This is a genomic window from Streptomyces sirii, assembly GCF_045690365.1.
Classification (GTDB): Bacteria; Actinomycetota; Actinomycetes; order Streptomycetales; family Streptomycetaceae; genus Streptomyces; species Streptomyces sirii.
The window spans coordinates 1,793,709-1,815,868 of the sequence record NZ_CP147982.1; the positions used below are offsets into that span (position 1 = coordinate 1,793,709).

20 protein-coding genes, 1 pseudogene and 1 riboswitch are annotated in these 22,160 nt (G+C 72.6%); of the genes and pseudogenes, 6 read left to right on the forward strand and 15 right to left on the reverse strand.

What is annotated here, in order from left to right:
• Nucleotides 1-112 precede the first annotated feature (112 nt).
• On the forward strand, nt 113-697 hold the full coding sequence (locus tag WAB15_RS08080; protein WP_407285829.1) for a uridine kinase: 585 nt from the start codon (nt 113-115) through the stop codon (nt 695-697).
• A 474-nt stretch (nt 698-1,171) separates the two neighbouring features.
• A complete protein-coding gene (locus WAB15_RS08085; RefSeq protein WP_399144047.1) occupies nt 1,172-3,058 on the forward strand; it encodes an AAA family ATPase in 1,887 nt (628 codons plus the stop codon).
• 52 nt (nt 3,059-3,110) lie between these two features.
• Here WAB15_RS08085 and WAB15_RS08090 read toward each other — a convergent pair whose 3' ends face one another.
• The 10 genes from WAB15_RS08090 to ribD form a co-directional block, all read right to left on the reverse strand.
• Entirely contained in the window at nt 3,111-4,256 is a 1,146-nt protein-coding gene (locus tag WAB15_RS08090; protein ID WP_399144048.1) for a hemolysin family protein, read from the reverse strand.
• Nucleotides 4,253-5,620 (reverse strand): hemolysin family protein, encoded by a 1,368-nt coding sequence (locus tag WAB15_RS08095; protein ID WP_407285830.1) that lies wholly within the window; start codon nt 5,618-5,620, stop codon nt 4,253-4,255. Before WAB15_RS08095 ends, WAB15_RS08090 begins: the two co-directional genes overlap by 4 nt.
• A gap of 174 nt (nt 5,621-5,794) precedes the next feature.
• Complete coding sequence (locus WAB15_RS08100) at nt 5,795-6,259, reverse strand: PH domain-containing protein (RefSeq protein ID WP_399144051.1); 465 nt, start codon at nt 6,257-6,259, stop codon at nt 5,795-5,797.
• Nucleotides 6,260-6,316: 57 nt separating this feature from the next.
• Entirely contained in the window at nt 6,317-7,165 is an 849-nt protein-coding gene (hisG, locus tag WAB15_RS08105) for an ATP phosphoribosyltransferase (RefSeq protein ID WP_384485028.1), read from the reverse strand.
• A 54-nt stretch (nt 7,166-7,219) separates the two neighbouring features.
• Nucleotides 7,220-7,492: a phosphoribosyl-ATP diphosphatase gene (locus tag WAB15_RS08110; RefSeq protein ID WP_030412067.1), complete on the reverse strand. Its 273-nt coding sequence runs from the start codon at nt 7,490-7,492 to the stop codon at nt 7,220-7,222.
• Between the two features lie 34 nt (nt 7,493-7,526).
• Entirely contained in the window at nt 7,527-8,012 is a 486-nt protein-coding gene (gene ribH / locus WAB15_RS08115; RefSeq protein WP_393495684.1) for a 6,7-dimethyl-8-ribityllumazine synthase, read from the reverse strand.
• An 83-nt stretch (nt 8,013-8,095) separates the two neighbouring features.
• The gene (locus tag WAB15_RS08120; RefSeq protein WP_407285831.1) at nt 8,096-9,466 is read right to left on the reverse strand and encodes a bifunctional 3,4-dihydroxy-2-butanone-4-phosphate synthase/GTP cyclohydrolase II; all 1,371 of its coding nucleotides are present in this window, start codon (nt 9,464-9,466) and stop codon (nt 8,096-8,098) included.
• Complete coding sequence (locus WAB15_RS08125) at nt 9,463-10,116, reverse strand: nicotinamide riboside transporter PnuC (protein WP_399144053.1); 654 nt, start codon at nt 10,114-10,116, stop codon at nt 9,463-9,465. Before WAB15_RS08125 ends, WAB15_RS08120 begins: the two co-directional genes overlap by 4 nt.
• Entirely contained in the window at nt 10,113-10,757 is a 645-nt protein-coding gene (locus WAB15_RS08130; protein WP_399144054.1) for a riboflavin synthase, read from the reverse strand. The genes WAB15_RS08125 and WAB15_RS08130 overlap by 4 nt, the downstream gene beginning before the upstream one ends.
• Before the next feature lies 1 nt (nt 10,758).
• Complete coding sequence (gene ribD / locus WAB15_RS08135) at nt 10,759-11,853, reverse strand: bifunctional diaminohydroxyphosphoribosylaminopyrimidine deaminase/5-amino-6-(5-phosphoribosylamino)uracil reductase RibD (protein ID WP_399144515.1); 1,095 nt, start codon at nt 11,851-11,853, stop codon at nt 10,759-10,761.
• Between the two features lie 185 nt (nt 11,854-12,038).
• Nucleotides 12,039-12,169: riboswitch (FMN riboswitch) on the reverse strand.
• A gap of 195 nt (nt 12,170-12,364) precedes the next feature.
• Between ribD and WAB15_RS08140 the strand changes: the two genes are divergently transcribed.
• Nucleotides 12,365-13,129 (forward strand): SDR family oxidoreductase, encoded by a 765-nt coding sequence (locus WAB15_RS08140; RefSeq protein ID WP_407285832.1) that lies wholly within the window; start codon nt 12,365-12,367, stop codon nt 13,127-13,129.
• Nucleotides 13,130-13,170: 41 nt separating this feature from the next.
• Here WAB15_RS08140 and WAB15_RS08145 read toward each other — a convergent pair whose 3' ends face one another.
• A complete protein-coding gene (locus tag WAB15_RS08145; protein ID WP_399144056.1) occupies nt 13,171-14,409 on the reverse strand; it encodes an ROK family transcriptional regulator in 1,239 nt (412 codons plus the stop codon).
• A 70-nt stretch (nt 14,410-14,479) separates the two neighbouring features.
• On the opposite strand from WAB15_RS08145, the gene WAB15_RS08150 reads away from it, so the two are divergent.
• Nucleotides 14,480-15,706 carry an MFS transporter gene (locus WAB15_RS08150; protein ID WP_407285833.1) on the forward strand — a complete coding sequence of 409 codons (1,227 nt, stop codon included), beginning with the start codon at nt 14,480-14,482 and terminating at the stop codon, nt 15,704-15,706.
• A 43-nt stretch (nt 15,707-15,749) separates the two neighbouring features.
• Here the strand turns inward: WAB15_RS08150 and WAB15_RS08155 are convergent, their stop codons facing one another.
• The 3 genes and pseudogenes from WAB15_RS08155 to WAB15_RS08165 all read right to left on the reverse strand — a co-directional run.
• Entirely contained in the window at nt 15,750-16,241 is a 492-nt protein-coding gene (locus WAB15_RS08155; RefSeq protein WP_407285834.1) for an acyl-CoA thioesterase, read from the reverse strand.
• A gap of 86 nt (nt 16,242-16,327) precedes the next feature.
• Complete coding sequence (locus WAB15_RS08160; RefSeq protein ID WP_399144059.1) at nt 16,328-17,716, reverse strand: uracil-xanthine permease family protein; 1,389 nt, start codon at nt 17,714-17,716, stop codon at nt 16,328-16,330.
• 121 nt (nt 17,717-17,837) lie between these two features.
• Nucleotides 17,838-18,167: pseudogene (locus WAB15_RS08165) on the reverse strand (phospholipase); the annotation flags it as partial.
• Between the two features lie 255 nt (nt 18,168-18,422).
• Between WAB15_RS08165 and WAB15_RS08170 the strand changes: the two are divergent.
• Together WAB15_RS08170 and WAB15_RS08175 are read left to right on the forward strand one after the other, a co-directional pair.
• Nucleotides 18,423-19,142, forward strand: coding sequence for a DUF5995 family protein (locus WAB15_RS08170; RefSeq protein ID WP_399144060.1), 720 nt, complete (start codon nt 18,423-18,425; stop codon nt 19,140-19,142).
• A 151-nt stretch (nt 19,143-19,293) separates the two neighbouring features.
• On the forward strand, nt 19,294-20,223 hold the full coding sequence (locus WAB15_RS08175; protein WP_399144061.1) for an LLM class F420-dependent oxidoreductase: 930 nt from the start codon (nt 19,294-19,296) through the stop codon (nt 20,221-20,223).
• A gap of 104 nt (nt 20,224-20,327) precedes the next feature.
• Here the strand turns inward: WAB15_RS08175 and WAB15_RS08180 are convergent, their stop codons facing one another.
• Entirely contained in the window at nt 20,328-22,043 is a 1,716-nt protein-coding gene (locus WAB15_RS08180) for a flavin monoamine oxidase family protein (RefSeq protein WP_399144062.1), read from the reverse strand.
• Between the last annotated feature and the right edge of the window lie 117 nt (nt 22,044-22,160).

A 22,160-nucleotide genomic window follows, 5' to 3' on the forward strand; every position in this document is an offset into this window, starting at 1 on the left:
TATTGCCGTTCCGGACGGGCTTCGGAAGCGGCCGCGGCGCGCGTCGCCCCATGAATATTGGTGTGGACCACTGGCATCCGGACGGCACGGGCCCGCGGCGTACGCTGGCGCGATGGAACGTGACCTGGCCCCGCTCGCCGCCCGAGTGCGCGCCCTGCCGCCCTCCTGCGGGCCGGTGCGGCTGATCGCGGTGGACGGGCACGCGGGGTCGGGCAAGAGCACCTTCGCCGGGCGGCTGGCCGCGGCGCTGGACGACGCGCCGGTGGTGCACACCGACGATCTGGCGACCCATGAGGAGCTGTTCGCCTGGAGCGAGCGGTTCCGGACGCAGGTGCTGGACCCGCTGTCCCGGGCCGAGACGGCGCGGTACGGGGTGTACGACTGGGTGCGCGGGGAGTTCGCCGAGGAGCGCGCGCTGGCGCCCGCGCCGGTGGTGCTGATCGAGGGCGTCGGGGCGGGTCGGCGGGCGCTGCGGCCGCATCTGGCTTGCCTGCTGTGGATGGAACTGGCGAGCGAGCACTCGTGGGAAAGAGGGCGACTCCGGGACGGACCGGACCTCTCCGCCTTCTGGAGTGGCTGGATTCCGGCGGAGCGCGCGCACTTCGCGCGCGATCCTTCGCGCCCCTACGCCGATTTCCTGGTGCACCAGGTGGAGTTGGGATACGAGGTACGTGTGGGGCCTTCTGCGGACCGGTGAGCAGCCCCGCAGTTCACGCTCCGTAGCAGACCTTGTCCGACGCGCCGGAACACGCCGACAGGGTCCCGCCGAGTGCCCCAACTCGGCTTGACCTGGGGGGCGTACAGGACTTACGTTCTCAATGTGCGGTTCTACGGACCGCCCGCAGATGCGAAGCCCCCGGTTGTTCCCCCGTGATCGGGGGCTTCGTTCTGCGTTGAATCACCTCTCGCCGACGATGCGCCTCCCCTCCCCCTCACCCTGGGTCACCGCATTCTTCGCGCCGTCAAGTCGCGTCAAGTCGTCCGCTCTTGCCCCGTACCGCCCTCTACGGACTGCACCGATCCCGCAGGTACGATGCGAGTCCGTGCCACCGCAGGCCACGGGACCGAAGTGCGCGATGACGTCAACTCCCGTTGTCCGCACGCCGGTTCGCACGGCGGCGGTGGGCACTCGCCCGGCGGCACACACGGGGGACGTTTTGTGGGGGGACGGATGGAATTCGGAACTCAGGGTTCGCCCGCCCCGGCCGAGCTCGCCTGGCTGCGCGCGGTCGACGCCTACACCGTGGGCGCATACCCGCAGGCGGAGGAGGAGTTCCGGGCCGCGGTACGGCTCGATCCCGCGATGGCCGACGCCTGGCTCGGCCTGCACGCGCTGCGTGCCGACACCTCCATCGCGCTGCTGAGGATGCATCGGCACCGGGACCGGTTCGGCGAGATGCGCAGCCGCCACCGACGCACCCTCAACTCCTGGTACTGGCTGGGATGGTGGGTGCAGCCGGTGCTGGAGACCCCGCGCGATCTGCTGCTCGCGCACGCCTCGCACTGGCTCGACGGCCGCCATGTCGCCGAGTTGGACCAGGCGCTGGCCGGCTGCCCGCCGGTGGACACCGATCCCCAGGTGCGCTTTCTGCACGCCTGCCGGGCCTATCTCGTCAAGGACTGGGACCAGCTCGTACGACACACCGAGCCGCTGCTGGGCGATCCGGTGCTGGGCATCGAGTCCGGGCTCTTCGGCGGGATGGCGCGGGTGCGGCTGGAGATGTACGGACAGGCCGAGCCGCTGCTGTCCGCCGCGCTGATGCGCTGCCGCAGTGAGCAGCCGCAGCGCAAGGAGCTGCGCTACTGGCTCGCCCGGGCCCACGAGGGCACCGGCCGCAGCGCCGCGGCGCTCCCCCTCTACCGGGCGGTGCACCGCGTCGACCCGGCGTTCATGGACACCGCGGCGCGGCTCGCCGCCATCGCCGAGGTGGACGGCCTCGACGAGGAAGCGGACCTCGCAGCGGTCACCGCGTCCGGGCTCGGCCAGGAGGCCGGCGGCGATCTGGACCCGCTGGCGCCGCTCGATCCGGTCGACGGCCGGGAGCTGCTGGCGACCGGCGAGCCGGAGGGGCCGGACGACGAGCTGGTCGGCGGCCCGCCGGTGGGCGGCGACGCGGCCGCCCGGGTCAAGGCCGCGGCGCCCGGACCGCGCGGGGCCGAGCGCCTGCCCGCCGGACCCGCCGACCCCGTCCTCCTGGAGAAGGCGCTGGCCGAGCTGGAGCGGATGGTCGGCATGGAGCCGGTCAAGCGGCATGTGCGAGCGCTGTCGGCCCAGTTGCGGATGGCGCGGCTGCGCGCGAGCCAGGGGCTGCCGGTGCAGCCGCCGAAACGGCACTTCGTCTTCTCCGGTCCGTCCGGCACCGGCAAGACCACCGTGGCCCGGATACTCGGGCGGGTCTTCTACGCGCTGGGGCTGCTCGGCGGCGACCATCTCGTGGAGGCCCAACGTGCCGATCTGGTCGGCGAGTTCCTCGGCCAGACGGCCGTCAAGGCGAACGAGCTGATCGACTCGGCGCTGGGCGGGGTGCTGTTCGTCGACGAGGCGTACAGCCTGTCCAACTCCGGCTACAGCAAGGGCGACGCGTACGGCGACGAGGCGCTGCAGGTGCTGCTCAAGCGCGCCGAGGACAACCGCGACCGGCTCGTGGTGATCCTGGCGGGCTACCCGGAGGGCATGGACCGGCTGCTGGCCGCCAACCCGGGGCTGTCCTCCCGCTTCACCAGCCGCGTCGACTTCCCGAGCTACCGGCCGCTGGAGCTGACCGCCATCGGCGAGGTGCTGGCCGCCGAGAACGGCGACCGCTGGGACGAGGAGGCCCGCGACGAGCTGTGCAGCATCAGCGGCCACGTCGTCGACCAGGGCTGGATCGACGAGCTGGGCAACGGCCGCTTCCTGCGCACCCTGTACGAGAAGAGCTGCGCCTACCGCGATCTGCGGCTGTCCACGTGGCGCGGCACGCCCACCCGGGACGACCTGGCGACCCTGCGGCTGCCGGATCTGATGCAGGCGTACGGAGAGGTCCTGTCGGGGCGGGGGCCGGACACACCGGGCCGGTGAGCGCCGTCGCGGCGGCGGCCCTGCCACCGCGACGGCACCGCGTACCGCCGGCTCAGCCGGCCAGCGCCCGGTCCTCCGCCGGCAGCGCGGCCTCCTCACGGGGCTCGGTGACGCGGCCCTGCGCCTCGCGCACGCCCGCCGCCTCGCCGCGTCCCCGGGACGCGGGCGCCTGGCGGTGCGACGGGTCGCGCACCTCGCCGACCAGCATCTCCAGTACGTCCTCCAGGGCGACCAGGCCGAGGACCCGGCCGGCCGGGTCGGCGACCGCCGCCAGATGGGAGGCGGCGCGGCGCATCGCCGTCAGGGCGTCGTCGAGGGGGAGCTCGGCCCGCAGCGTGGTCATCGGATGCCAGACCCGCTGGGGCACCGCGCGGTCGCGCTCCTCCAGGTCGAGGACGTCCTTGACGTGCAGATAGCCCATGTACGCGCCGCCGGGCGCGCAGACCGGGAAGCGGGAGTAGCCGGTGCGCACGGTCAGCTCCTCCACCTGGCGGGGCGTCACCGTCGGATCGACCGTGACCAGGCCGGCCCGGTCGAGGAGGACGTCGGTGACGGGGCGGCTGCCCAGCTCCAGGACGTCGGAGAGGCGCTCCTGTTCGGCCGGTTCGAGCAGGCCCGCCTGGCCGGAGTCCTCGACGAGATGGGTCAGCTGCTCGCTGGTGAAGACCGCCTCGACCTCGTCCTTCGGCTCGACGCGGAAGAGCCGCAGCACACCGTGGGCGCAGGCGCCGAGGAAGGCCGTCACCGGGCGGCACAGCCGGGCGAAGGCGACCAGCCCGGGGCTGAACCACAGGGCGGTCTTCTCGGGCGCCGCCATCGCCAGGTTCTTGGGCACCATCTCGCCGATGACGAGGTGGAGGAAGACCACCAGCGCGAGGGCTATGACGTAGCCGAGCGGGTGGATCAGCGCGGCGGGGAGGTGGACCGCCTCGAAGAGCGGCTCCAGGAGGTGGGCGACGGTCGGTTCGGCGACCGCGCCGAGGGTCAGGGAGCAGACGGTGATGCCGAACTGGGCGGCGGCCATCATCTGCGGGAGGTTCTCCAGCCCGTGCAGCACCTGCCGGGCTCGTTTGGAGCCTTCCGTGGCCAGCGGTTCGATCTGGGAGCGGCGTACCGAGACCAGGGCGAACTCGGCGCCGACGAAGAAGCCGTTGGTGAGGACGAGCAGCACCGCGAAGAGCAGCTGGGCCAGGCTCATCGGGCCACCTCCGCACCGGCCGCGGCGGGCTCACGGGCGGCGGGCGCGGCGGGGACGGCCGAGGCGGTCTGCACCAGCCTTATCCGCTCGGCGCGGTGGTGCGACACCAGCCGCACCCGCAGCCGCCAGCCGTCGAGCTCCGCGGTGTCGCCGGGGGCCGGGATCCGGCCGAGTATGTGTGCCACGAGTCCTGCCACCGTCTCGTACGGTCCTTGCGGGGCGTCCAGGCCGATCCGCCGCAGGGTGTCCACCCGGCAGCCGCCGTCGGCGTCCCAGGTGGGGCGACCCTCCTCGGGCGGGGCCTGCCCCAGTTCGGGCAGGTCCACCCCGTCGTGCTCGTCGCGGACCTCGCCGACCAGCTCCTCGATGATGTCCTCCAGCGTGACCACGCCGGCCGTGCCGCCGTACTCGTCGACGACCACCGCTATCGGCTGTTCGCTGCGCAGCCGCTCCAGCAGCGGCTGCACCGGCAGCGTCTCGGGGACCAGCAGCGGCGGCACCGCGATCCGGCCCGCCGGTGTGCGCAGCCGGTCGTGTGCGGGGACGGCCAGTGCGTCCTTGAGGTGCACCATGCCGACGACCTCGTCGAGGCGGGTGTGGTAGACGGGGAAGCGGGACAGGCCGGTGGCGCGGGTGAGGTTGACCACGTCCTCGGCGGTCGCGGTCGCCTGGAGGGCGCTGACCCGTACGCGCGGCGTCATGACGTTCTCCGCGGTCAGATCGCCCAGCGAGAGGGTGCGCACGAAGAGGTCGGCGGTGTCCTGCTCGATGGCGCCGGCGCGGGCGGAGTGCCGGGCCAGCGAGACCAGTTCGCCGGGGGTGCGGGCGGAGGCCAGCTCGTCGGTGGGCTCCACGCCGAGGGCGCGTACCAGGCGGTTGGCGACGGTGTTCAGCAGCGTGATCACCGGACGGAAGAAGCGGGAGAAGGCCCGCTGGGGGCCGGCCACGAAGCGTGCGACCTGCAGTGGCTTGGAGACCGCCCAGTTCTTGGGCACCAGCTCGCCGATGACCATCTGGACGGCGGAGGCCAGCAGCATCCCGATGACGACGGCGATGCCGGGGACCGCGCCCTTGGGCAGGCCGAGCGCGAGCAGCGGGCCGGACAGCAGGTCGGCCAGCGCCGGCTCGGCGAGCATGCCGACCACCAAGGAGGTGATCGTGATGCCGAGTTGGGTTCCGGACAGCTGGAAGGAGAGTTCCCGCAGTGCGGAGACGACGGTGTCGGCGCGGGGGTCGCCGTCGGCCGCGGCGCGTTCGGCGTCCGCCTTCTCGACGGTGACGAGGCCGAACTCGGCGGCGACGAAGAAGCCGTTGGCCAGGATCAGAACGAGAGCCGCCGCGAGCAGCAGCAGGGGGCCGGTCATGCCGCCGCCTCCGTGGTATGCGGGGGTTGGGGAGGGGCGGCGCAGGTACTACAGGACGATCCGTCCATTGCCGGAGGGAGTCACTCCTCGGGTCGCATCGGGCCCACAGGGGGGCAGGGTGCAGAGTGCACCCCGGGGAACAGAGTAAACAGCGGGGCCCGGATTAGGGCAGGCTCACCCGGCCGTGTGGTCGAGCGCACCATGCTTCTCGGTGAGGTCGCGCAGCGCGCGGGCGTCCCGGATGGCCTGGTCCCTGGCGATGCCGGGCTGGATTCCCATCGCGGGCAGGCTGGTGCCGTCGGCGAGGTCGAGGTGGACCCAGGGGTCGCCCAACCGGAGGTTGACGCGGACGACCTGTGCCCAGGCCAGCTCGCGCTTGGTGGTGAGGTTGACGACCGTGACGCCCTCCTGCCGCGCGACCACCTTGGGGCGGCTGAGCAGCAGGAGGACGGCCCCGACCAGCATTCCGGTGGCCACGAAGCTGAACCGCTCGCCGCCGCTCAGCTTCGGCAGCGCCAGTGCGATGGCCGCGAGGGCGACGAACTGGGCGATGGCGACGGTGTACAGGACGATCCGGGTGCGGGTCGGCCGGAAGGTCACCGGGAGGCTGGGCAGAGAAGGCTGGGGTGCCGCGGACACGTCGTCGGTCTTCCGTCGGGGGCGGGTCGGTGCGTACGGGTGGTCAGGCCGGGCGGGTCACAGCCGGCAGGCGTGGATGCCGGTGGTGAGGATGGCGCGGGCACCGAGGTCGTAGAGCTCGTCCATGATCCGCTGGGCGTCCTTGGAGGGGACCATCGAGCGGACCGCGACCCAGCCCTCGTGGTGCAGCGGGGAGACCGTCGGCGACTCCAGACCGGGCGTGAGGGCCACGGCCTTCTCGACGTGCTCGACGCGGATGTCGTAGTCCATCATCACGTAGCGGCGGGCCACCAGGACGCCCTGCATGCGGCGGAGGAACTGGCGGACCTTCGGGTCGTCGTCCGGCGCGCCGGTGCCGCGGATGACCACGGCCTCGGACTTCAGGATCGGCTCGCCGATGATCTCCAGCCCGGCGTTGCGCAGGGTGGTGCCGGTCTCCACCACGTCGGCGATGATCTGGGCGACCCCGAGCTGGATGGCGGTCTCCACCGCGCCGTCGAGGTGGACGACGGAGGCGTCCACGCCGTTGTCGGCGAGGTGCTGGGTGACCAGGCCGGCGAAGGAGGTCGCGATCGTCATGCCGCCGAACTCGCTGACGTCCTTGGCGGTACCCGGGCGGGTGGCGTAGCGGAACGTCGAGCCCGCGAAGCCGAGCTGGAGGATCTCCTCGGCGTCGGCTCCGGAGTCCAGCAGCAGGTCGCGGCCGGTGATGCCGATGTCGAGCTTTCCGGAGCCGACGTAGACCGCGATGTCGCGCGGGCGCAGGAAGAAGAACTCGACCTCGTTCTCGGCGTCGACCAGGACCAGTTCCCTGCGGTCCTTGCGCTGGCGGTAGCCGGCCTCATGGAGCATCGCCGACGCAGGCTCGGACAGTGAACCCTTGTTGGGGACGGCGATGCGCAGCATGAGAGAGAGTTCCTTTGCAGCTGAAGGGTGTTGGGCGGGTGCCGGGAAGGGGGATCAGAGGTGGGCGTAGACGTCGTCGAGGGAGATGCCCTTGGCGACCATCATGACCTGGAGGTGGTAGAGGAGCTGCGAGATCTCCTCGGCGGCCGCCTCATGGGATTCGTACTCGGCGGCCATCCAGACTTCGGCGGCCTCCTCGACGACCTTCTTGCCGATCGTATGGACACCGGCCTGCACCAGCTCGGCGGTACGGGAGGTGGCGGGGTCGCCGGTGGCGGCCTTCTGCTGGAGCTCGGCGAAGAGCTCCTCGAACGTCTTCTTGGACATGATGGTCACCACCCTACGCGGTCGTCCCCTCCCGTCAGCGCCAGGGCTCTGACACGGTGCGCAGCGTCGCGGCGGTGGCGACCGCGGCGGTGACCGCTTCGTGCCCCTTGTCCTCGGAGGAACCCTCCAGGCCCGCGCGGTCCAGCGCCTGCTGCTCGGTGTCGCAGGTCAGCACGCCGAAGCCGACGGGGACGCCGGTGTCGACCGAGACCTGGGTCAGGCCCTGGGTGACGCCCTGGCAGACGTAGTCGAAGTGCGGGGTGCCGCCCTTGATGACCACGCCGAGGGCGACCACCGCGTCATAGCCGCGGCCCGCCAGGACCTTGGCGACGACCGGCAGCTCGAAGGCGCCGGGCACCCGCAGCAGCGTGGGCTCGCTGATGCCCAGCTCGTTCAGGGCGCGCAGCGCACCGTCCACGAGGCCGTCCATCACCTGTTCGTGCCATTGCGCCGCGATGACGGCCACCCGCAGGTCGCCACAGTTCTTCACGGTCAGTTCGGGTGCGCCCTTGCCGCTCACGGTTCTCCTCGTACGGGTGATGGTGGTCGATGGTGGTGACGTCGTCGGTGGTGTCGGGGGACGTAGCCGCCGGAGGGCCGGGGCTACTGGTTGTCGCAGGTCGTGGCGTCAGCCGGGGGCGTGGCGTCAGCCGCTCCGGTGAGGGGGGCCTCCCCTGCTCGACCAGATTCGAAAGCTTGGGGAGCGGTGCCCGCACCGGGCAGCCAGGGCAGGTCGTGGCCCATCCGGTCCCGCTTGGTGCGCAGATACCGCAGGTTGTGCTCGCCGGCCTGGACGGCCATCGGCTCGCGGCCGGTGACCTTCAGGCCGTGCCGCACCAGGGCCGCGGTCTTGTCGGGGTTGTTGGTCATCAGGCGCAGCGAGCGCACGCCGAGGTCCTGGAGCATCTGCGCCCCCGCGGCGTAGTCGCGGGAGTCGGCGGGCAGCCCCAGTTCGAGGTTGGCGTCCAGGGTGTCGCGGCCGCGCTCCTGGAGTTCGTAGGCGCGCAGCTTGGACAGCAGCCCGATGCCGCGTCCCTCGTGGCCGCGGAGGTAGATCACCACACCGCGGCCGGCCTCGGCGATCCGCTGCAGCGAGGCCTCCAGCTGGGGGCCGCAGTCGCAGCGCAGGGAGTGGAAGACATCGCCGGTCAGGCACTCGGAGTGGACCCGGACCAGGACGTCCTCGCCGTCGCCGACCTCGCCCGCGACCAGCGCGATGTGCTCCACTCCGTCGGCCGTGGAGCGGTATCCGTACGCGGTGAACTCGCCGTGCGCGGTGGGCAGCCGGGTGGTGGCCTCGCGGCGGACGGTCGGCTCGGACGACTGCCGGTAGGCGACCAGGTCCTCGATGGAGATGATCGACAGGCCGTGCTTGCGGGCGAACGGCACCAGCTCGGGCAGCCGCAACATGGTGCCGTCCTCGCCGGCGATCTCCACGATGGCGGCGGCCGGGCGCAGTCCGGCCAGCCGGGCGAGGTCGACACCGGCCTCGGTGTGGCCGTTGCGGACGAGTACTCCGCCGGGCCGGGCGCGCAGCGGGAAGATGTGGCCGGGCCGGACGAAGTCGCCGGCCACCGACTCCCCGGAGGCGAGCAGCCGCAGGGTGGTGGCGCGGTCGGCGGCGGAGATGCCGGTGGACACGCCGTGCGCGGCGGTGGCGTCGACGGAGACGGTGAAGGCGGTCCGCATCGACTCGGTGTTGTGCTCGACCATCTGCGGGAGTTCCAGGCGGTCCAGTTCCGGGCCCTCCATGGGGGCGCAGATCAGTCCGCGGCACTCGCTCATCATGAAGGCGACGATCTCGGGGGTGGCCTTCTCCGCGGCGATGACGAGGTCGCCCTCGTTCTCGCGGTTCTCGTCGTCCACGACGACGACCGGGCGTCCGGCGGCGATATCGGCGATGGCCTGCTCGACGGGATCGAGCGCGAGTGAGCCGTCGGCTTCGGCGTCGTACCAGCTCTGCAGTGCGGTCATGCCGCTGCTCCTTCCAGGACGGTGCGGTCGGCGATGCGCGAGCGCAGCCACCAGTCGCGCATTCCCCACACGACGAGGGCGAGATAGACGACGTAGACGAGGCCGGAGAAGGCCAGGCCGCTGCTGAAGGCGAGCGGGACGCCGACCACGTCGACCAGCAGCCAGGCGAACCAGAACTCCACCAGTCCGCGGGCCTGGGCGACCATCGCGGCGAGCGTGCCGACGAAGATGTAGGCGTCCGGCCAGGGGTTCCAGGACAGCTGGGGGATCAGGGTGAAGAGCGTGCCGACGGCCGCGGTGCCCAGGGCCGTGCCGCCCAGCAGTACGGCCCGCTCGCGCCAGCCGGCGAAACGTACGGCGATGGAGCCGTCCTGCGCCTGCCGCCGGCCGCGCTGCCACTGCCGCCAGCCCCACAACGCCACGCCCATGACGAGGAGTTGCTTGCCGACGCCGCCGCTGAGGTGGGCGGAGGCATAGGCGGCGACGAGGATGACGCCGGAGAGGAACTGAGCGGGCCAGGTCCAGATCGAGCGCCGCCAGCCGAGCGCCAGGGCGGCCAGACCGATGGTGTTGCCGATCATGTCCGACCAGATGACGTGCTGGCCGAAGGCGGTGAAGGCCACGCCGTTCAGCGGGTCGAGGACGCTCACCGGTCCATCTCCTTGATCTCCTCGACGTCCGTCACGTCCGCGGCCTGCGGCGTGCCCCGGGTGAGCAGCCGCTCGACGTACTTCGCCAGGACGTCGACCTCCAGGTTGACCGGATCGCCGGGCTTCTTGATGCCCAGGGTGGTCAGGGCGAGGGTGGTGGGGATGAGGCTGATGGTGAAGTAGTCGTCGGCGGCGTCGACGACGGTGAGGCTGACGCCGTCGACGGTGATGGAGCCCTTCTCGACGACGTAACGGGCCAGTGCGGCCGGCAGCGCGATCTTGACGATCTCCCAGTGCTCGGCGGGGGTGCGCTCGACGATGGTGCCGGTGCCGTCCACATGGCCCTGGACCAGGTGCCCGCCCAGCCGTCCGCCGAGCGCCATCGGGCGCTCCAGGTTCACCCGCGAGCCGGCGCTCAGCGCGCCGAGGCTGGAGCGGTCGAGGGTCTCGGCCATCACATCGGCGGTGAATTCACCGTCGGCGGTTTCCACGACGGTCAGGCAGACGCCGTTGACGGCGATCGAGTCGCCGTGCTTGGCGTCTTCGGTGACGACGGGGCCGCGCAGTCGGAAGCGGGAGCTGTCGCCGAGGTCCTCGATGGCGACGACCTCACCCAGTTCTTCGACGATTCCGGTGAACACTTCAGTTCTCCTCGTGGAGGGTGTGGCGGATGGGAGTGGCGGTGATGCGCAGATCGGGGCCGAGTCGTTCGGTGTCGGTCACGTCGAGGCGCAACGCCTGGGCGATGGTGGTGATTCCGGCGTCGCCGACGGCGGCCGGCCCGGCGCCGAGCAGCACCGGCGCGAGATAGCCGACGACCTTGTCGACGGCCTGGGCGGCGAGGAAGGCCCCGGCGAGCGTGGGCCCGCCTTCGAGCAGTACGGAGCGGACATCGCGCGCGTACAGGGCCTTGAGCAGTGCGGGGACGGACAGCCCGCGCCCGTCGGCGGCACGCGGCAGCCGGACCAGCGGGGCGAGGCCTTCGAGGTGGGCGGCGTCGGCGTCCTCGGCGACCGCGATCAGGGTGGGCGCGGCGCCGTCCAGGACGCGGGCGCCGGCCTTGACGGCGGTGGCGCCGGAGTCGACGACGACCCGCAGCGGCTGGCTGATCTCGTCGTCGGTCAGCCCGTCGACCCGGGCGGCGAGCTGCGGATCGTCGGCGCGGGCGGTGCCGGAGCCGACGATCACGGCGTCCGCGGCGGCCCGCAGCCGGTGCACGTCGGCGCGCGACCGGGGCGAGGAGATCCAGCGGCTGGTGCCGTCGGCGGCGGCGATCCGGCCGTCGAGGGTGGCGGCGTACTTCCACAGCACGAAGGGGCGGTGGCGCAGCACGGCGGTCAGCCAGGCCTCGTTGCCGGCCGCGGCCTCGTCGGCGAGCAGCCCGCCCTCGACGTCGACGCCGGCCTCGGCCAGGGTGACGGCGCCGCCGGTGGCGGTCGGGTTGGGGTCGGAGACGGCGTAGACGACCCGGGCGATGCCGGCGTCGATCAGCGCCTGGGCGCAGGGGCCGGTGCGACCGGTGTGGTTGCAGGGTTCGAGGGTGACCAGTGCGGTGCCGCCGCGGGCCCGCTCACCGGCGGCGCGCAGGGCGTGGACCTCGGCATGCGGCCCGCCGGCCCGCTGGTGCCAGCCCTCGCCCACCGTACGGCCCGCGGAGTCCAGGACGACACAGCCCACGACGGGGTTGGGGCTGGTGTGCCCGAGGCCGCGCGCGGCGAGCTCGATGGCTCGGCGCATCGCCGCGGTCTCGACGGGGGCTGCGGTGGCCACCGGGTCCTCCTGCCTCTTTCAGGCACGGACTCCGGGGCTGTCAGGACGACAGAAGCGGAAACGCACAACGGTGACACCGAGGCCGGAAAAGAGGGCTCACCCGGGAAACGACCCGGACGCGCCACCGACGGCGGTGTACCGATGCTCGCCCGCCGCGCACTGCCTCCCATCCGGACTTTCACCGTCGGTGCAGGAATTTCACCTGCTCAACCGGCCGCTGGCTGCGGACGGGTCGCGGACTATAACCGCCGGTTCGGAATTACACCGACCCCGGAGTGCGCTGCTGCTCTTATGTCAGTACAGCTTCAGTGTGCCACGGCCGATCGTCGGCCATGCGAGCGAAGCCCTGTGGGCTGCCTCACAGCTCCCGGCGCGTCGCAGGTGTCACGGCCGGTGCGGCTGATCCGTCATAGCGGGGACGGCACGCGCCCGTCTTCCGTACGTACGCATCCCCGCACACCCCGAGGACTGATCCCTGATGGCGACAATTCTGGTGACCGGCGGCACGGGCACGCTCGGGCGGCCGCTGATCGACCGGCTGCTCGAAGACGGCCATGACGTCCGCTCGCTGAGCCGGCGCCCGCACACCGGTACCGAGCGGCCGCGCCTGCGGTCGTACGCGGTCGATCTGCGCGACGGCACCGGTCTGGCCGAGGCGCTGGCCGGCGTGGACACGGTCGTGCACTGCGCGACGGCACCGACCGGCGGCGACACGGAGGCCGCCGGCCGACTGCTCGACGCTGCCCGGAGGGCCGGCGTGCGGCATCTGCTCTACATCTCGATCGTCGGCGTGGACCGGGTACCGCTGCGCTACTACCGCACCAAGCTCGCGGTGGAGCGGCTGATCGCGGACTCCGGCGTCGGCTGGACGGTGCTGCGGACGACGCAGTTCCACGATCTGGTGCTCCAGCTGGTCAAGGCGGGCGCCCGCTCGCCGGTGCTGCCGGTGCCGCCGGGCGTACGGGTGCAGCCGGTCGAGGTGCGCGAAGTGGCCGACCGGCTGGCCGAGTTGGCGGCCGGGGCACCGGCCGGGCGGGTCCCGGACATGGGCGGCCCCGAGGTACTGACGGCCCGGGATCTCGCCCGCGCCACGCTGACGGCCGGCGGGCGGCGCCGGCTGCTGCTGCCGGTGTGGCTGCCGGGCGCGGCCGCCGCCGCGCTGCGCCGCGGCGGAAACCTCACACCGGAGCACGCCGAGGGGCTGCGCACCTACGCCGAGTTCTTGGCGGAGCGGGCGGGGTAGCGCTTGTGGGGCCCCGGTTCACCCGACCGGGCCCGGTCGCCCTATCCGCCCGCCGCGGGGCCGAACAGCTCGTTCTGGGCGGCGTCGCATGCGGCGAGCACCGCGCCGAGCAGCACCGCGCGCCCGCCGACGGTCCCCGCGCGTACGTCGGTACGCAGCGGGGAGAGGCGGGCCAGGCGGTCCGCGACCCGGTCGGCGAGCGGGTCGCCGCCGGCCCGGCCGATCTCGCCGCCGAGCACCACGCAGCCGGGGTCGAGCACCGCGCAGACGGCGGCGGCGCCGAGGGCGATCCGCGCGGCCAGCGCGTCGAGGAACCCGGCGCCGGCGTCACCGTCGGCCACGGCGGCGCGGACCAGGGCCTCGGCGGGCGGCGAGTCCGCGAGGGGGCCGCGGTCCGCCGCCTCCTCCGCCAAGGGCCGGATGCCGTGCTCCGCCGCGAGTGCGCAGAGGGCGGCGGAGCCCGCCAGGGAGTGGAAGCCGCCGTCGCAGCCGCTCGCGGACGGCAGCGCTCGGGTGCCGGGGACGGGCAGAAAGCCGATCTCGCCGGCGCCTCCCGATGCGCCGCGCCGCAGCGCGCCGTCCAGGACGACCGCGGCGCCGGTGCCGTGGCCCAGCCAGAGCAGTACGAAGGTGTCGCGGTCGCGGGCCGCCCCGTCGCGCCGCTCCGCGATGGCCGCGAGGTTGACCTCGTTCTCCAGCAGGACCGGCGCCGCCGTCCGCTCGCGCAGCGCGCCGACCAGGGCGGCGTGCCAGGACGAGATCCAGTCGGTAGCGCCGAGCCGCCCGGTCGCGGGGTCGACCAGGCCGGGGGCGCCGACCGCTAGGGTGTGCGGCGCCTCGGCGCCGGCCGCGGCCAGGGCCTTGTCCACCGCGACGAGGGCGGTGGCGACCGCCGCGTCCGGGGTGTCGTCCGCGCCGATGGGGGCGGTGCGCTCGGCGCGTACCCGGCCCAGCAGGTCGGCGACCGCGACGGTGACGCTGTGCGTGCGCAGATCGAGGCCGACGAGATGGGCCCGGTCGGCGACGATCCCGTAGAGCCGGGCGTTGGGCCCGCGCCGCTGCGCCCCGCTCTCCCCCACGACGGCGATCAGCCCGGCCGCCTGGAGGCGCTCGACGAGATCCGCCACCGTCGGCCGGGACAGACCGGTCAACGTCTTGAGCTGACCTGCCGTCAGCGGCCCATCGGACTGCAGGAGTTGCAGCGCCAGCCGATCGTTGATCAGCCGAGCGGTGGTCGGGGAGGCGGTGCGGCCGGCGGCCGCCGCGCGCGGTGGATGCATGACGGGATCCTTTCATCCGGCCGGATCGGCACCCTTATTATCAGGCAGGCTTCCTGATAGTTTACGCCGCATGGCTGGCAACGGCGTCCCCGACGACGCCACCCCCCTCCCCCGCGACGGACTGCGCCGCGCACGCCGGGCCGTCGCCCTGGTCTTCCTCATCCACGGCTCCGTCACCGGCAACTTCGCCACCCGCATCCCCTGGATCCAGGACCACACCGGCATCTCCCCGGGCCAGCTGGGCCTGGCCCTGGCCTTCCCGGCGATCGGCGCGTCCCTGGCGATGCCGCTGGCCGGCCGGATCAGCCACCGCTTCGGCGCCCGCGCCGCGCTGCGCGGCCTGCTCGCGCTGTGGACCCTGTCCCTGGTCCTGCCCGCCCTCTCCCCCGGCCTGTACACGCTGGGCGCGGCGCTGCTGGCGTACGGGGCGGCCTCCGGGATGTCGGATGTGGCGATGAACGCGCTGGGCGTTCAGACCGAGGACCGGCTCGGCCGGCCGATCATGTCGGGGCTGCACGGCATGTGGAGCGCCGGCGCACTGCTCGGCTCGGCGGCCGGCACGGTCGCCGCACACGCCGGATGGGACGCCCGGCTGCACCTGGCCGGTGCCGCACTCGTGCTGACCCTGCTCGGCGCGCTCGCCTGCCAGGGCGTCCTGGACCTGCGCAGCGGCCCCGAGGAGCATCCGCCGCCGCGCTTCGCGCTGCCGCCGAAATCGGCGCTGGTCATCGGGGCGATCGGGTTCTGCGCGGTCTTCGCCGAGGGCGCCGCCCTGGACTGGTCTGCGGTCTACCTCCGCGACCGGCTGGGCACCGACGCGGGCCTGGCGGCCGCCTCGACCACCGTCTTCGCCTGCACCATGGCCGTGGCGCGACTGGCCGGCGACAAGGTGGTGGCCCGCTTCGGCGCGGTGCGCACGGTACGCACCGGCGGTGCGCTGGCGGCGGCCGGCGGGCTGCTGATCGTCACCGCGCGGCATCCGGCGACGGCCATGGCGGGCTTCGGCCTCATGGGCCTGGGCATCGCGGTCGTGGTGCCGCTGGCCTTCGCGGCAGCCGGCCGCAGCGGCCCGGCTCCCAGCCAGGCCATCGCGGGCGTCGCCACGATCACCTACACCTCCGGCCTGATCGCCCCGTCCGCCATCGGCGGGATCGCCCAGGCGACCTCGCTGACGATGTCGTTCGCGCTGGTCACCGCGCTGGCTTTCGGCCTGGTCGTGGGCGCGCGGGTGCTGCGGGTCCCGGGGCGTACGGCGAGCGGGGCCCCCGCGGCGACGGGCGATCTGGAACGGTCATGATCCCCCGTCGGTCCTGGACCGACGGGGGCGGCTCCCGGCGGCCTCAGGCCGCGTCCGCCTCCGCCGGCCGCTCGTCCGCCTCCGGCCGGAGCAGCTCCGCCGCGATCGCCCGGGCCCGGTCCGACCACGGGGTGGGCCGCAGCGTCTGGGAGTCGACCCGGACGAGCACCCGGTGCCCCTGGGCGTAGGTCGTCGCGCCGTCGGCCGAGCAGAGCCGGAAGCCGTAGGTCAGACCGGTACGGCCGAGGCGTTCGACCCACAGATGTGCGGCGTAGCGGCCCGGGCTGGTGATCGGCCGCTCGTAGGAGACCCGCATCTCCTTGATGACGTTGCACATGTCCCCGGCGGCCGCCCAGTCGCCGTCGAACCGGAAGCCCCGGTCGTGCCAGTACTCCGACCAGGCGCGTTCGGCCAGCAGCGGGTAGCGGGAGTTGTGGAGCATGCCGAGCGCGTCGAGGTCGTCGAAGTGGACGGTGACGGGGACCAGTTGCCCGTACGGGACGGGGTCGGCGGCCTGCAGGGGTTCGACGCTCACGGGGAACTGCTCCAGGGGTTCTTCGGTTTCGGTGTGCGGAGCCATCGTAAGCGGCCGCTTAGAACGCTTTGCCCACCGGTCCGGCCTCAGTCGGACGTGCCGGCGCTGCCGTCGTAGTCGGTGGTCCCGCCGTCCAGGAGCGAGCCCTGCCGCGGAGCCGCCGTCGCCCGGGAGAGCCAGCGCAGGGAGTGGTAGCCGGTGAGTACGACGAGGGTGCCGAGCGCGATGCCGCTCAGTTCGAAGTGCTCCGTGAACTTCAGCGTCACCCCGCCGATGGCGATGACGATGCCGGCCGCGGCGGGGATGAGGTTCAGCGGGACGGTGAAGTCCACCTTGTTCCGCACCCAGATCTGGGCGCCGAGCAGGCCGATCATGCCGTACAGGATGACGGTGATGCCGCCCAGCACGCCGCCGGGGATCGCGGCCACCACCGCGCCGAACTTCGGGCACAGGCCGAAGAGCACCGCGAAGGCCGCGGCGGCGGTGTAGGCCGCCGTCGAGTAGACGCGGGTCGCGGCCATCACCCCGATGTTCTCGGCGTACGTCGTGGTGGCCGGGCCGCCGACCGCGGTCGAGAGCATCGTCGCCGTGCCGTCCGCGACGATGGCCATGCCCATCTTGTCGTCCAGCGGATCGCCGGTCATCTCGCCGACGGCCTTGACGTGGCCCGCGTTCTCCGCGACCAGCGCCACCAGCACGGGCAGTGCGACCAGGATCGCGGAGGCCGAGAAGTTCGGCGCGTGGAAGGTGGGGACGCCGAGCCAGTCGGCGTCGGCGACCCCGGAGAAGTCGATGCGCCAGTGGTCGGTGAGCTTGCCCGAGCCGTCGACCGAGTGGATCTTTCCCGCGGTGCGGTCCAGGACCCAGGAGAGCGCATAGCCGAAGACCAGGCCCAGGAAGATCGCGATGCGCGACCAGAAGCCCCGCAGCACGACCAGCGCGAGACCGGTGAAGAGCATCGTGGCCAGGGCCGTCCACTGGTCCTGGGGCCAGTAGGCGGAGGCGGTGACGGGGGCGAGGTTGAAGCCGATGAGCATGACGACCGCGCCGGTCACCGTGGGCGGGAGCACCGCGTGGATCACCCGGGCGCCCAGGACGTGGATGGCGACACCGCAACCGGCCAGGCAGGCGCCCACGACGAACATCGCGCCGGTCAGGGTCCCGGCGTCGCCCCCCTGGCCCGCGATCACCGCGGACACGCCCACGAAGGACAGCGACGACCCCAGGTAGCTGGGGATGCGGCCACGGGTCATCACCAGGAACAGCACGGTCGCCACCCCGGACGCCATCAGGGCGAGGCCGGGGTCCAGGCCCATGAGCACCGGGGCGACGAAGCATGCGCCGATCATGGAGACGACGTGCTGGGCGCCGAGGCCGATCGTCCGCCCCCAGCTCAGGCGCTCGCCGGGCCTGACCACCTCACCGGGCTGCAGATGCTTGCCATCTCCGTGCAGCTTCCACCCGAAGCCCGCCATGATCACTCTCCATTGTTGCGACGCCCTGCACGTCACAGAGCCGAGGTGATTAATAGCCGAACGATTCCCACCGAACAAAACCGCGGGTCGCCACGGCCACGCCGCCCTTTCGTCGCCCGCCTCAGTGGCCGAGTCGCCTGACGGCCTGGTAGTACGTCCAGGCCAGGCTGTTGCAGGAGGCCTTCCGGCCACCGGAGTAGCGCCCGCAGACCCGTTTCAGGTCCGCGTGGAGCGCGCTGTCCAGCCGTGGTTTGTCGGCGGTGAAGGCACCCGCCCTCTTGTAGTTGCGGTGGCCGAAGTCGTGTCGCGCGCAGGAGATCTCGAAGGGAAAGCCGAAGGGGTTGTCGGGCGACTTGGAGCAGTAATCCTTGGACCAGTCGAATGCGTACGCGGACCATTTCGACCGGTCGCCGCGGGCCGCCACCCAGATGCCGTAGCCGGCCGCGCTGGTCGGTGGTGAGCGCGGCGGAGAGGCTTCGGGACATACGCCAACCTCCGGAATTCGGCGCCGTGTTCAGCACGGCGCATCCTGGATGCCGAAAGAGGGAGGGGTTTTACCAAGGCGTCGCGCCCTCTTTCCCGGCTCGCCGGAAGTCCCGCCACGCGCCGGGCGAAGTCACAAGAGGGCGCGCCGGTTATTACCCCGTTTCGGGCATCGACAATCGGGCGGCGCCGGCAGCCGTAATGCGGGTGTCACGCTGAACGGATGACGACGACTCAGGAATGCGGCGACGACCATGACCCGCCGAGGACCGCGGCCGCCACGGGCGTGGCGGAGGTGCTGGCGCGGATGCGGGAGCTGGACGCCGCGCTGCCCCCCGAGGACGGAGTGGCCGTCTTCAACGGCGTCTATCTGACCGTCACCGAAGCGGTGGCCCGGCGCCTGGCCCACGGCGGGTTCACGGATCCGCGGGCCGCCGGCGAGCTGGACCTCCGCTTCGCGCGGCGCTACTTCGACGCGGTGGACGCCGCGGCCGCCGGGCTGCGGCCGCCGGCCTGCTGGCGGCCGCTGCTCCAGCTGCGCCGCCACCCCGGCGTGCGCCCGCTGCAGTTCGCGCTGGCCGGGATCAACGCCCACATCGGCCACGACCTGGCGCTCGCGGTGCTGGACACCTGCCGGGCGCTGGAGTGCGAACCGCAGGTGCTGGAGGGCGACTTCGACCGGGTGGGCGGAGTGCTGGTGAGCCTGGAGGAGCGGATCCGGGAGCGGCTGATGCCCGGCCCCGACGTGCTGGACATCGCCGATCCGCTGACGCATCTGATCGGGTCGTGGAGCCTGGACAAGGCCAGGGACGGCGCCTGGGTCGCGGCCCGGGCGCTGTGGAGCGTCCGCGGACTGCCCCAGGTGGCGGCGGAGTTCACCGAGCGGCTGGACGCCGGGGTGGGCCTGGTGGGACGGATGCTGCTGACCCCGCTGCCCGGCTGACCCAGCCCGGCGTCCGCGGCCCGCCCTCCTCGGCCGGCGCTCCCCGGTCCACCACATCGACGTGTTTCAACCTTGAACCTCCCTGGGTCGGCGCTACGTTGGCCGGCAGGGCACGGGGGCAAGGGAACACCTGAGACGAAGGAGTGCGTGCATGGGCATCCGACTCGGCCTGGGCCTTCCGCAGATGCGGCAGTACGACATCGGACGCGACGTTCCCGACGTGGCGCGGGCGGCGGAGCACATCGGATACGAGAGCCTGTGGGTCTTCGAGCGGATCCTGTTCCCCGAGCCCGCCACGCAGGGGCTGTACGGCATCCCGGGCCTGCCCTGGCCCGATCAGTACCGCTCGGTGGCCGACCCGCTGGTGACCCTGACGCTGGCGGCGTCCGCCACAGAGCGGGCCCGGCTCGGCACCAGCGTGCTGGTGGCCCCGCTTCACGTGCCCTTCCAGCTGGCCCGCGGCCTCGCGTCGCTGGACGCGGCGAGCGGCGGCCGGGTGGTCGCGGGCCTGGGTACCGGCTGGTCGCGGGACGAGTACGCGGCCGCCGCCGTCGCCCCGTTCGACCGGCGCGGCAAGGTGCTCGACGAGCTGATCGACGTCTGCCACGCGGTGTGGGGCCCGGACCCGGTGGCGTACGAGGGGCCGCTGACCACCATCGCGCCGTCCGTCGTCGGGCCCAAGCCGAAGCGGCCGATCCCGATCCTGCTGCCCGCCAACAGCCCCCGCGCGCTGCGCCGGCTGGTCGACCGGGCGGACGGCTGGATGCCGGTCGGCATGGGCGCGAAGAAGCTGGCCGAGCAGTGGCGCCAGGTGCAGGAGCTGGCCGCCGAGCGGGGTCGCGGGGAGCCGGTGCGCAGCGTGCTGCGGGTGAACACCCAGCACACCTCCAAGGCGTACGACGGCCCGGACCGCAAGCCCTTCCAGGGCAGCGCCCCGCAGATCGCCGAGGACCTGGCCGCGCATGCCGCGGTGGGCGTGGAGGAGATCCTGATCGATCTGCAGGGCGGGGCCCGGGACGCGCAGGAACTCAAGGACCTCGCGGCGGAGGTGTACGCGGCGGCGCGGGCGGCCGGAGTCTAGGCCGAACACACCCTGGGCAAGCGAGAAGGGGCCCGGCGGTGTGCCGGGCCCCTTGTCCGCAGTCCTCTGTACGCAGTCCACTGTCCACAGGCCTGCGGTGGTGCTCAGTCCTCCGGCAGCTCGATCGGCGCGATCTCGTCGTACAGGTCGCCCGGTCCGGGGTTGGTGGCATCGGTGCTGCCGCCGAATTGGTGCATCACGCCCCACACCGCGTTCAGCGCGGTCTGCACCGCGCCCTCGGCCCAGCCCGCCGTCCAGGAGATGTCGTCGCCGGCGAGGAAGATTCCGCGCTTGTCCTCGGGGAGGCGGTCCTGCATGAAGTGGGTGAACAGCCGCCGCTGGTAGCGGTAGTGGCCGGGCAGGTTGGCCTTGAACGCGCCCATGAAGTAGGGCTCGTTCTCCCAGGAGACGGTGACCGGGTTGCCGATGATGTGCTTGCGGATGTCGACCTTCGGATAGATCTCCGACAGCGACTTGAGCATGACCTCCATCCGCTCGTTCGCGTCCAGCGGCAGCCACTTCAGGCTGTCGTCGCACCAGGTGTACGACAGGCAGATGACGGCGGGCTTGTCCGGACCGTCGTCGAGGAGGTAGGTACCGCGGGTCATCCGGTCGGTGAGCGTCATGCTCATCACGTCCCGGCCGGTCGGATTTCCCCTGTCGTCGACGGCCTTGTCCAGCCAGAACGGCCGGTCGACGGGAACGAACAGCTTGGACGACTCCATGTAGTGGGTGCGCTCCATCGCCGTCCAGTGGTCGATGGGGAACAGCGAGTCGTCGCAGGCGATCTTGCTCAGCAGCATCCAGGACTGCGCGGTGAAGACGGCCGCCTCGTAGGTGCGGATGTCGCCGTCGGCGTCGGTCACCGTGATGGCGTTGCCGGCGGTGCGGTGCAGCCGGGTCACGGCGGGACGCGGGGTGCCGTCGTGCAGCGACGCCAGCGAGGTGCCGGGCGCCCAGTGCACGATCTTCGCCGGCTCGCGCTCCCACAGGCGCAGCGGCAGCTGCTGGCTGCCGCCGACGATGCCGCGGTGGTGGTCGTCGGCCTCGGTGTAGACGACCCGCAGGATCTCCAGGATGGAGTTGGGGAAGTCGGTGTCCCAGCCGCCGGTGCCGAAGCCGACCTGGCCGAAGATCTCGCGGTGCCGGAAGGACTTGAACGCCTCCGAGTCGCAGAGGAACCCGTAGAAGGTCTGGTTGTCGAGCTTCTCGACGAGCCGCGCCCAGATCTCCCGGATGCGCGGCACATCGCGCTCGCGCATCGCCTGGTTCATGTCGGAGAAGTCGGCGCCCTCCTCCAGGCAGGCGTTCCACGCGTTCATCACGTCGCGGTAGACCTGCGGCAGGTCGTCGACCGTGACGGCGTAGTGCGACTCGCCCTTGAGGTCGACGACGGTGGAGGGGGTGTCCGGCGCCAGCGGGTTGGGGAACGGCGTGGTCTCAAGGCCGACCAGGTCGATGTAGTGCTGCAGCGCCGTCGAGGACGGCGGGAAGCGCATGGCGCCCATCTCGGCGGTCAGGCCCGCCCCCTCGGCGCCGGTGCCCTCGAAGCCGACGGTGCGCAGCCGGCCGCCTATCTGGTCGGCCTCGTAGACGACGGGCTTGAGGCCCATCTTCATCAGCTCGTAGGCGGTGATGATGCCGGAGAGGCCGCCGCCGATGACCGCGACCTCCTTGCCGTGCTCGACCGCGGGGATCTGGCCGAGGCCCGCGGGGTGGGCGAGGAAGTCGTCGTAGGCGTACGGGAAGTCCGGGCCGAACATGGTGATCGGCGGCTGGGCATCCGCGTGGTGGGCGGCGGTGGGCACCGTGGACGTCATGGGGGCGGACTCCTCGCAGGCAGGGCAGGGTTGAGCGGGCAGGGCGGGGGCGCCCGGCGCAGGCAGGGCGGCGCGGGCAGGGCGGCGCGGGCCGGCCCTGCGGCGAACGGGGGTGGG

Coding starts and splice junctions, on each gene's coding strand:
- WAB15_RS08175 (WP_399144061.1), top strand. CDS start 19,294: ATGGGCATCCGACTCGGCCTGGGCCTTCCGCAGATGCGGCAGTACGAC.
- WAB15_RS08145 (WP_399144056.1), bottom strand. CDS start 14,409: ATGCATCCACCGCGCGCGGCGGCCGCCGGCCGCACCGCCTCCCCGACC.
- WAB15_RS08085 (WP_399144047.1), top strand. CDS start 1,172: ATGGAATTCGGAACTCAGGGTTCGCCCGCCCCGGCCGAGCTCGCCTGG.
- WAB15_RS08150 (WP_407285833.1), top strand. CDS start 14,480: ATGGCTGGCAACGGCGTCCCCGACGACGCCACCCCCCTCCCCCGCGAC.
- WAB15_RS08160 (WP_399144059.1), bottom strand. CDS start 17,716: ATGGCGGGCTTCGGGTGGAAGCTGCACGGAGATGGCAAGCATCTGCAG.
- WAB15_RS08170 (WP_399144060.1), top strand. CDS start 18,423: ATGACGACGACTCAGGAATGCGGCGACGACCATGACCCGCCGAGGACC.
- WAB15_RS08120 (WP_407285831.1), bottom strand. CDS start 9,466: ATGACCGCACTGCAGAGCTGGTACGACGCCGAAGCCGACGGCTCACTC.
- WAB15_RS08140 (WP_407285832.1), top strand. CDS start 12,365: ATGGCGACAATTCTGGTGACCGGCGGCACGGGCACGCTCGGGCGGCCG.
- WAB15_RS08095 (WP_407285830.1), bottom strand. CDS start 5,620: ATGACCGGCCCCCTGCTGCTGCTCGCGGCGGCTCTCGTTCTGATCCTG.
- WAB15_RS08180 (WP_399144062.1), bottom strand. CDS start 22,043: ATGACGTCCACGGTGCCCACCGCCGCCCACCACGCGGATGCCCAGCCG.
- ribD (WP_399144515.1), bottom strand. CDS start 11,853: ATGCGCCGAGCCATCGAGCTCGCCGCGCGCGGCCTCGGGCACACCAGC.
- WAB15_RS08080 (WP_407285829.1), top strand. CDS start 113: ATGGAACGTGACCTGGCCCCGCTCGCCGCCCGAGTGCGCGCCCTGCCG.
- WAB15_RS08090 (WP_399144048.1), bottom strand. CDS start 4,256: ATGAGCCTGGCCCAGCTGCTCTTCGCGGTGCTGCTCGTCCTCACCAAC.
- hisG (WP_384485028.1), bottom strand. CDS start 7,165: ATGCTGCGCATCGCCGTCCCCAACAAGGGTTCACTGTCCGAGCCTGCG.
- WAB15_RS08110 (WP_030412067.1), bottom strand. CDS start 7,492: ATGTCCAAGAAGACGTTCGAGGAGCTCTTCGCCGAGCTCCAGCAGAAG.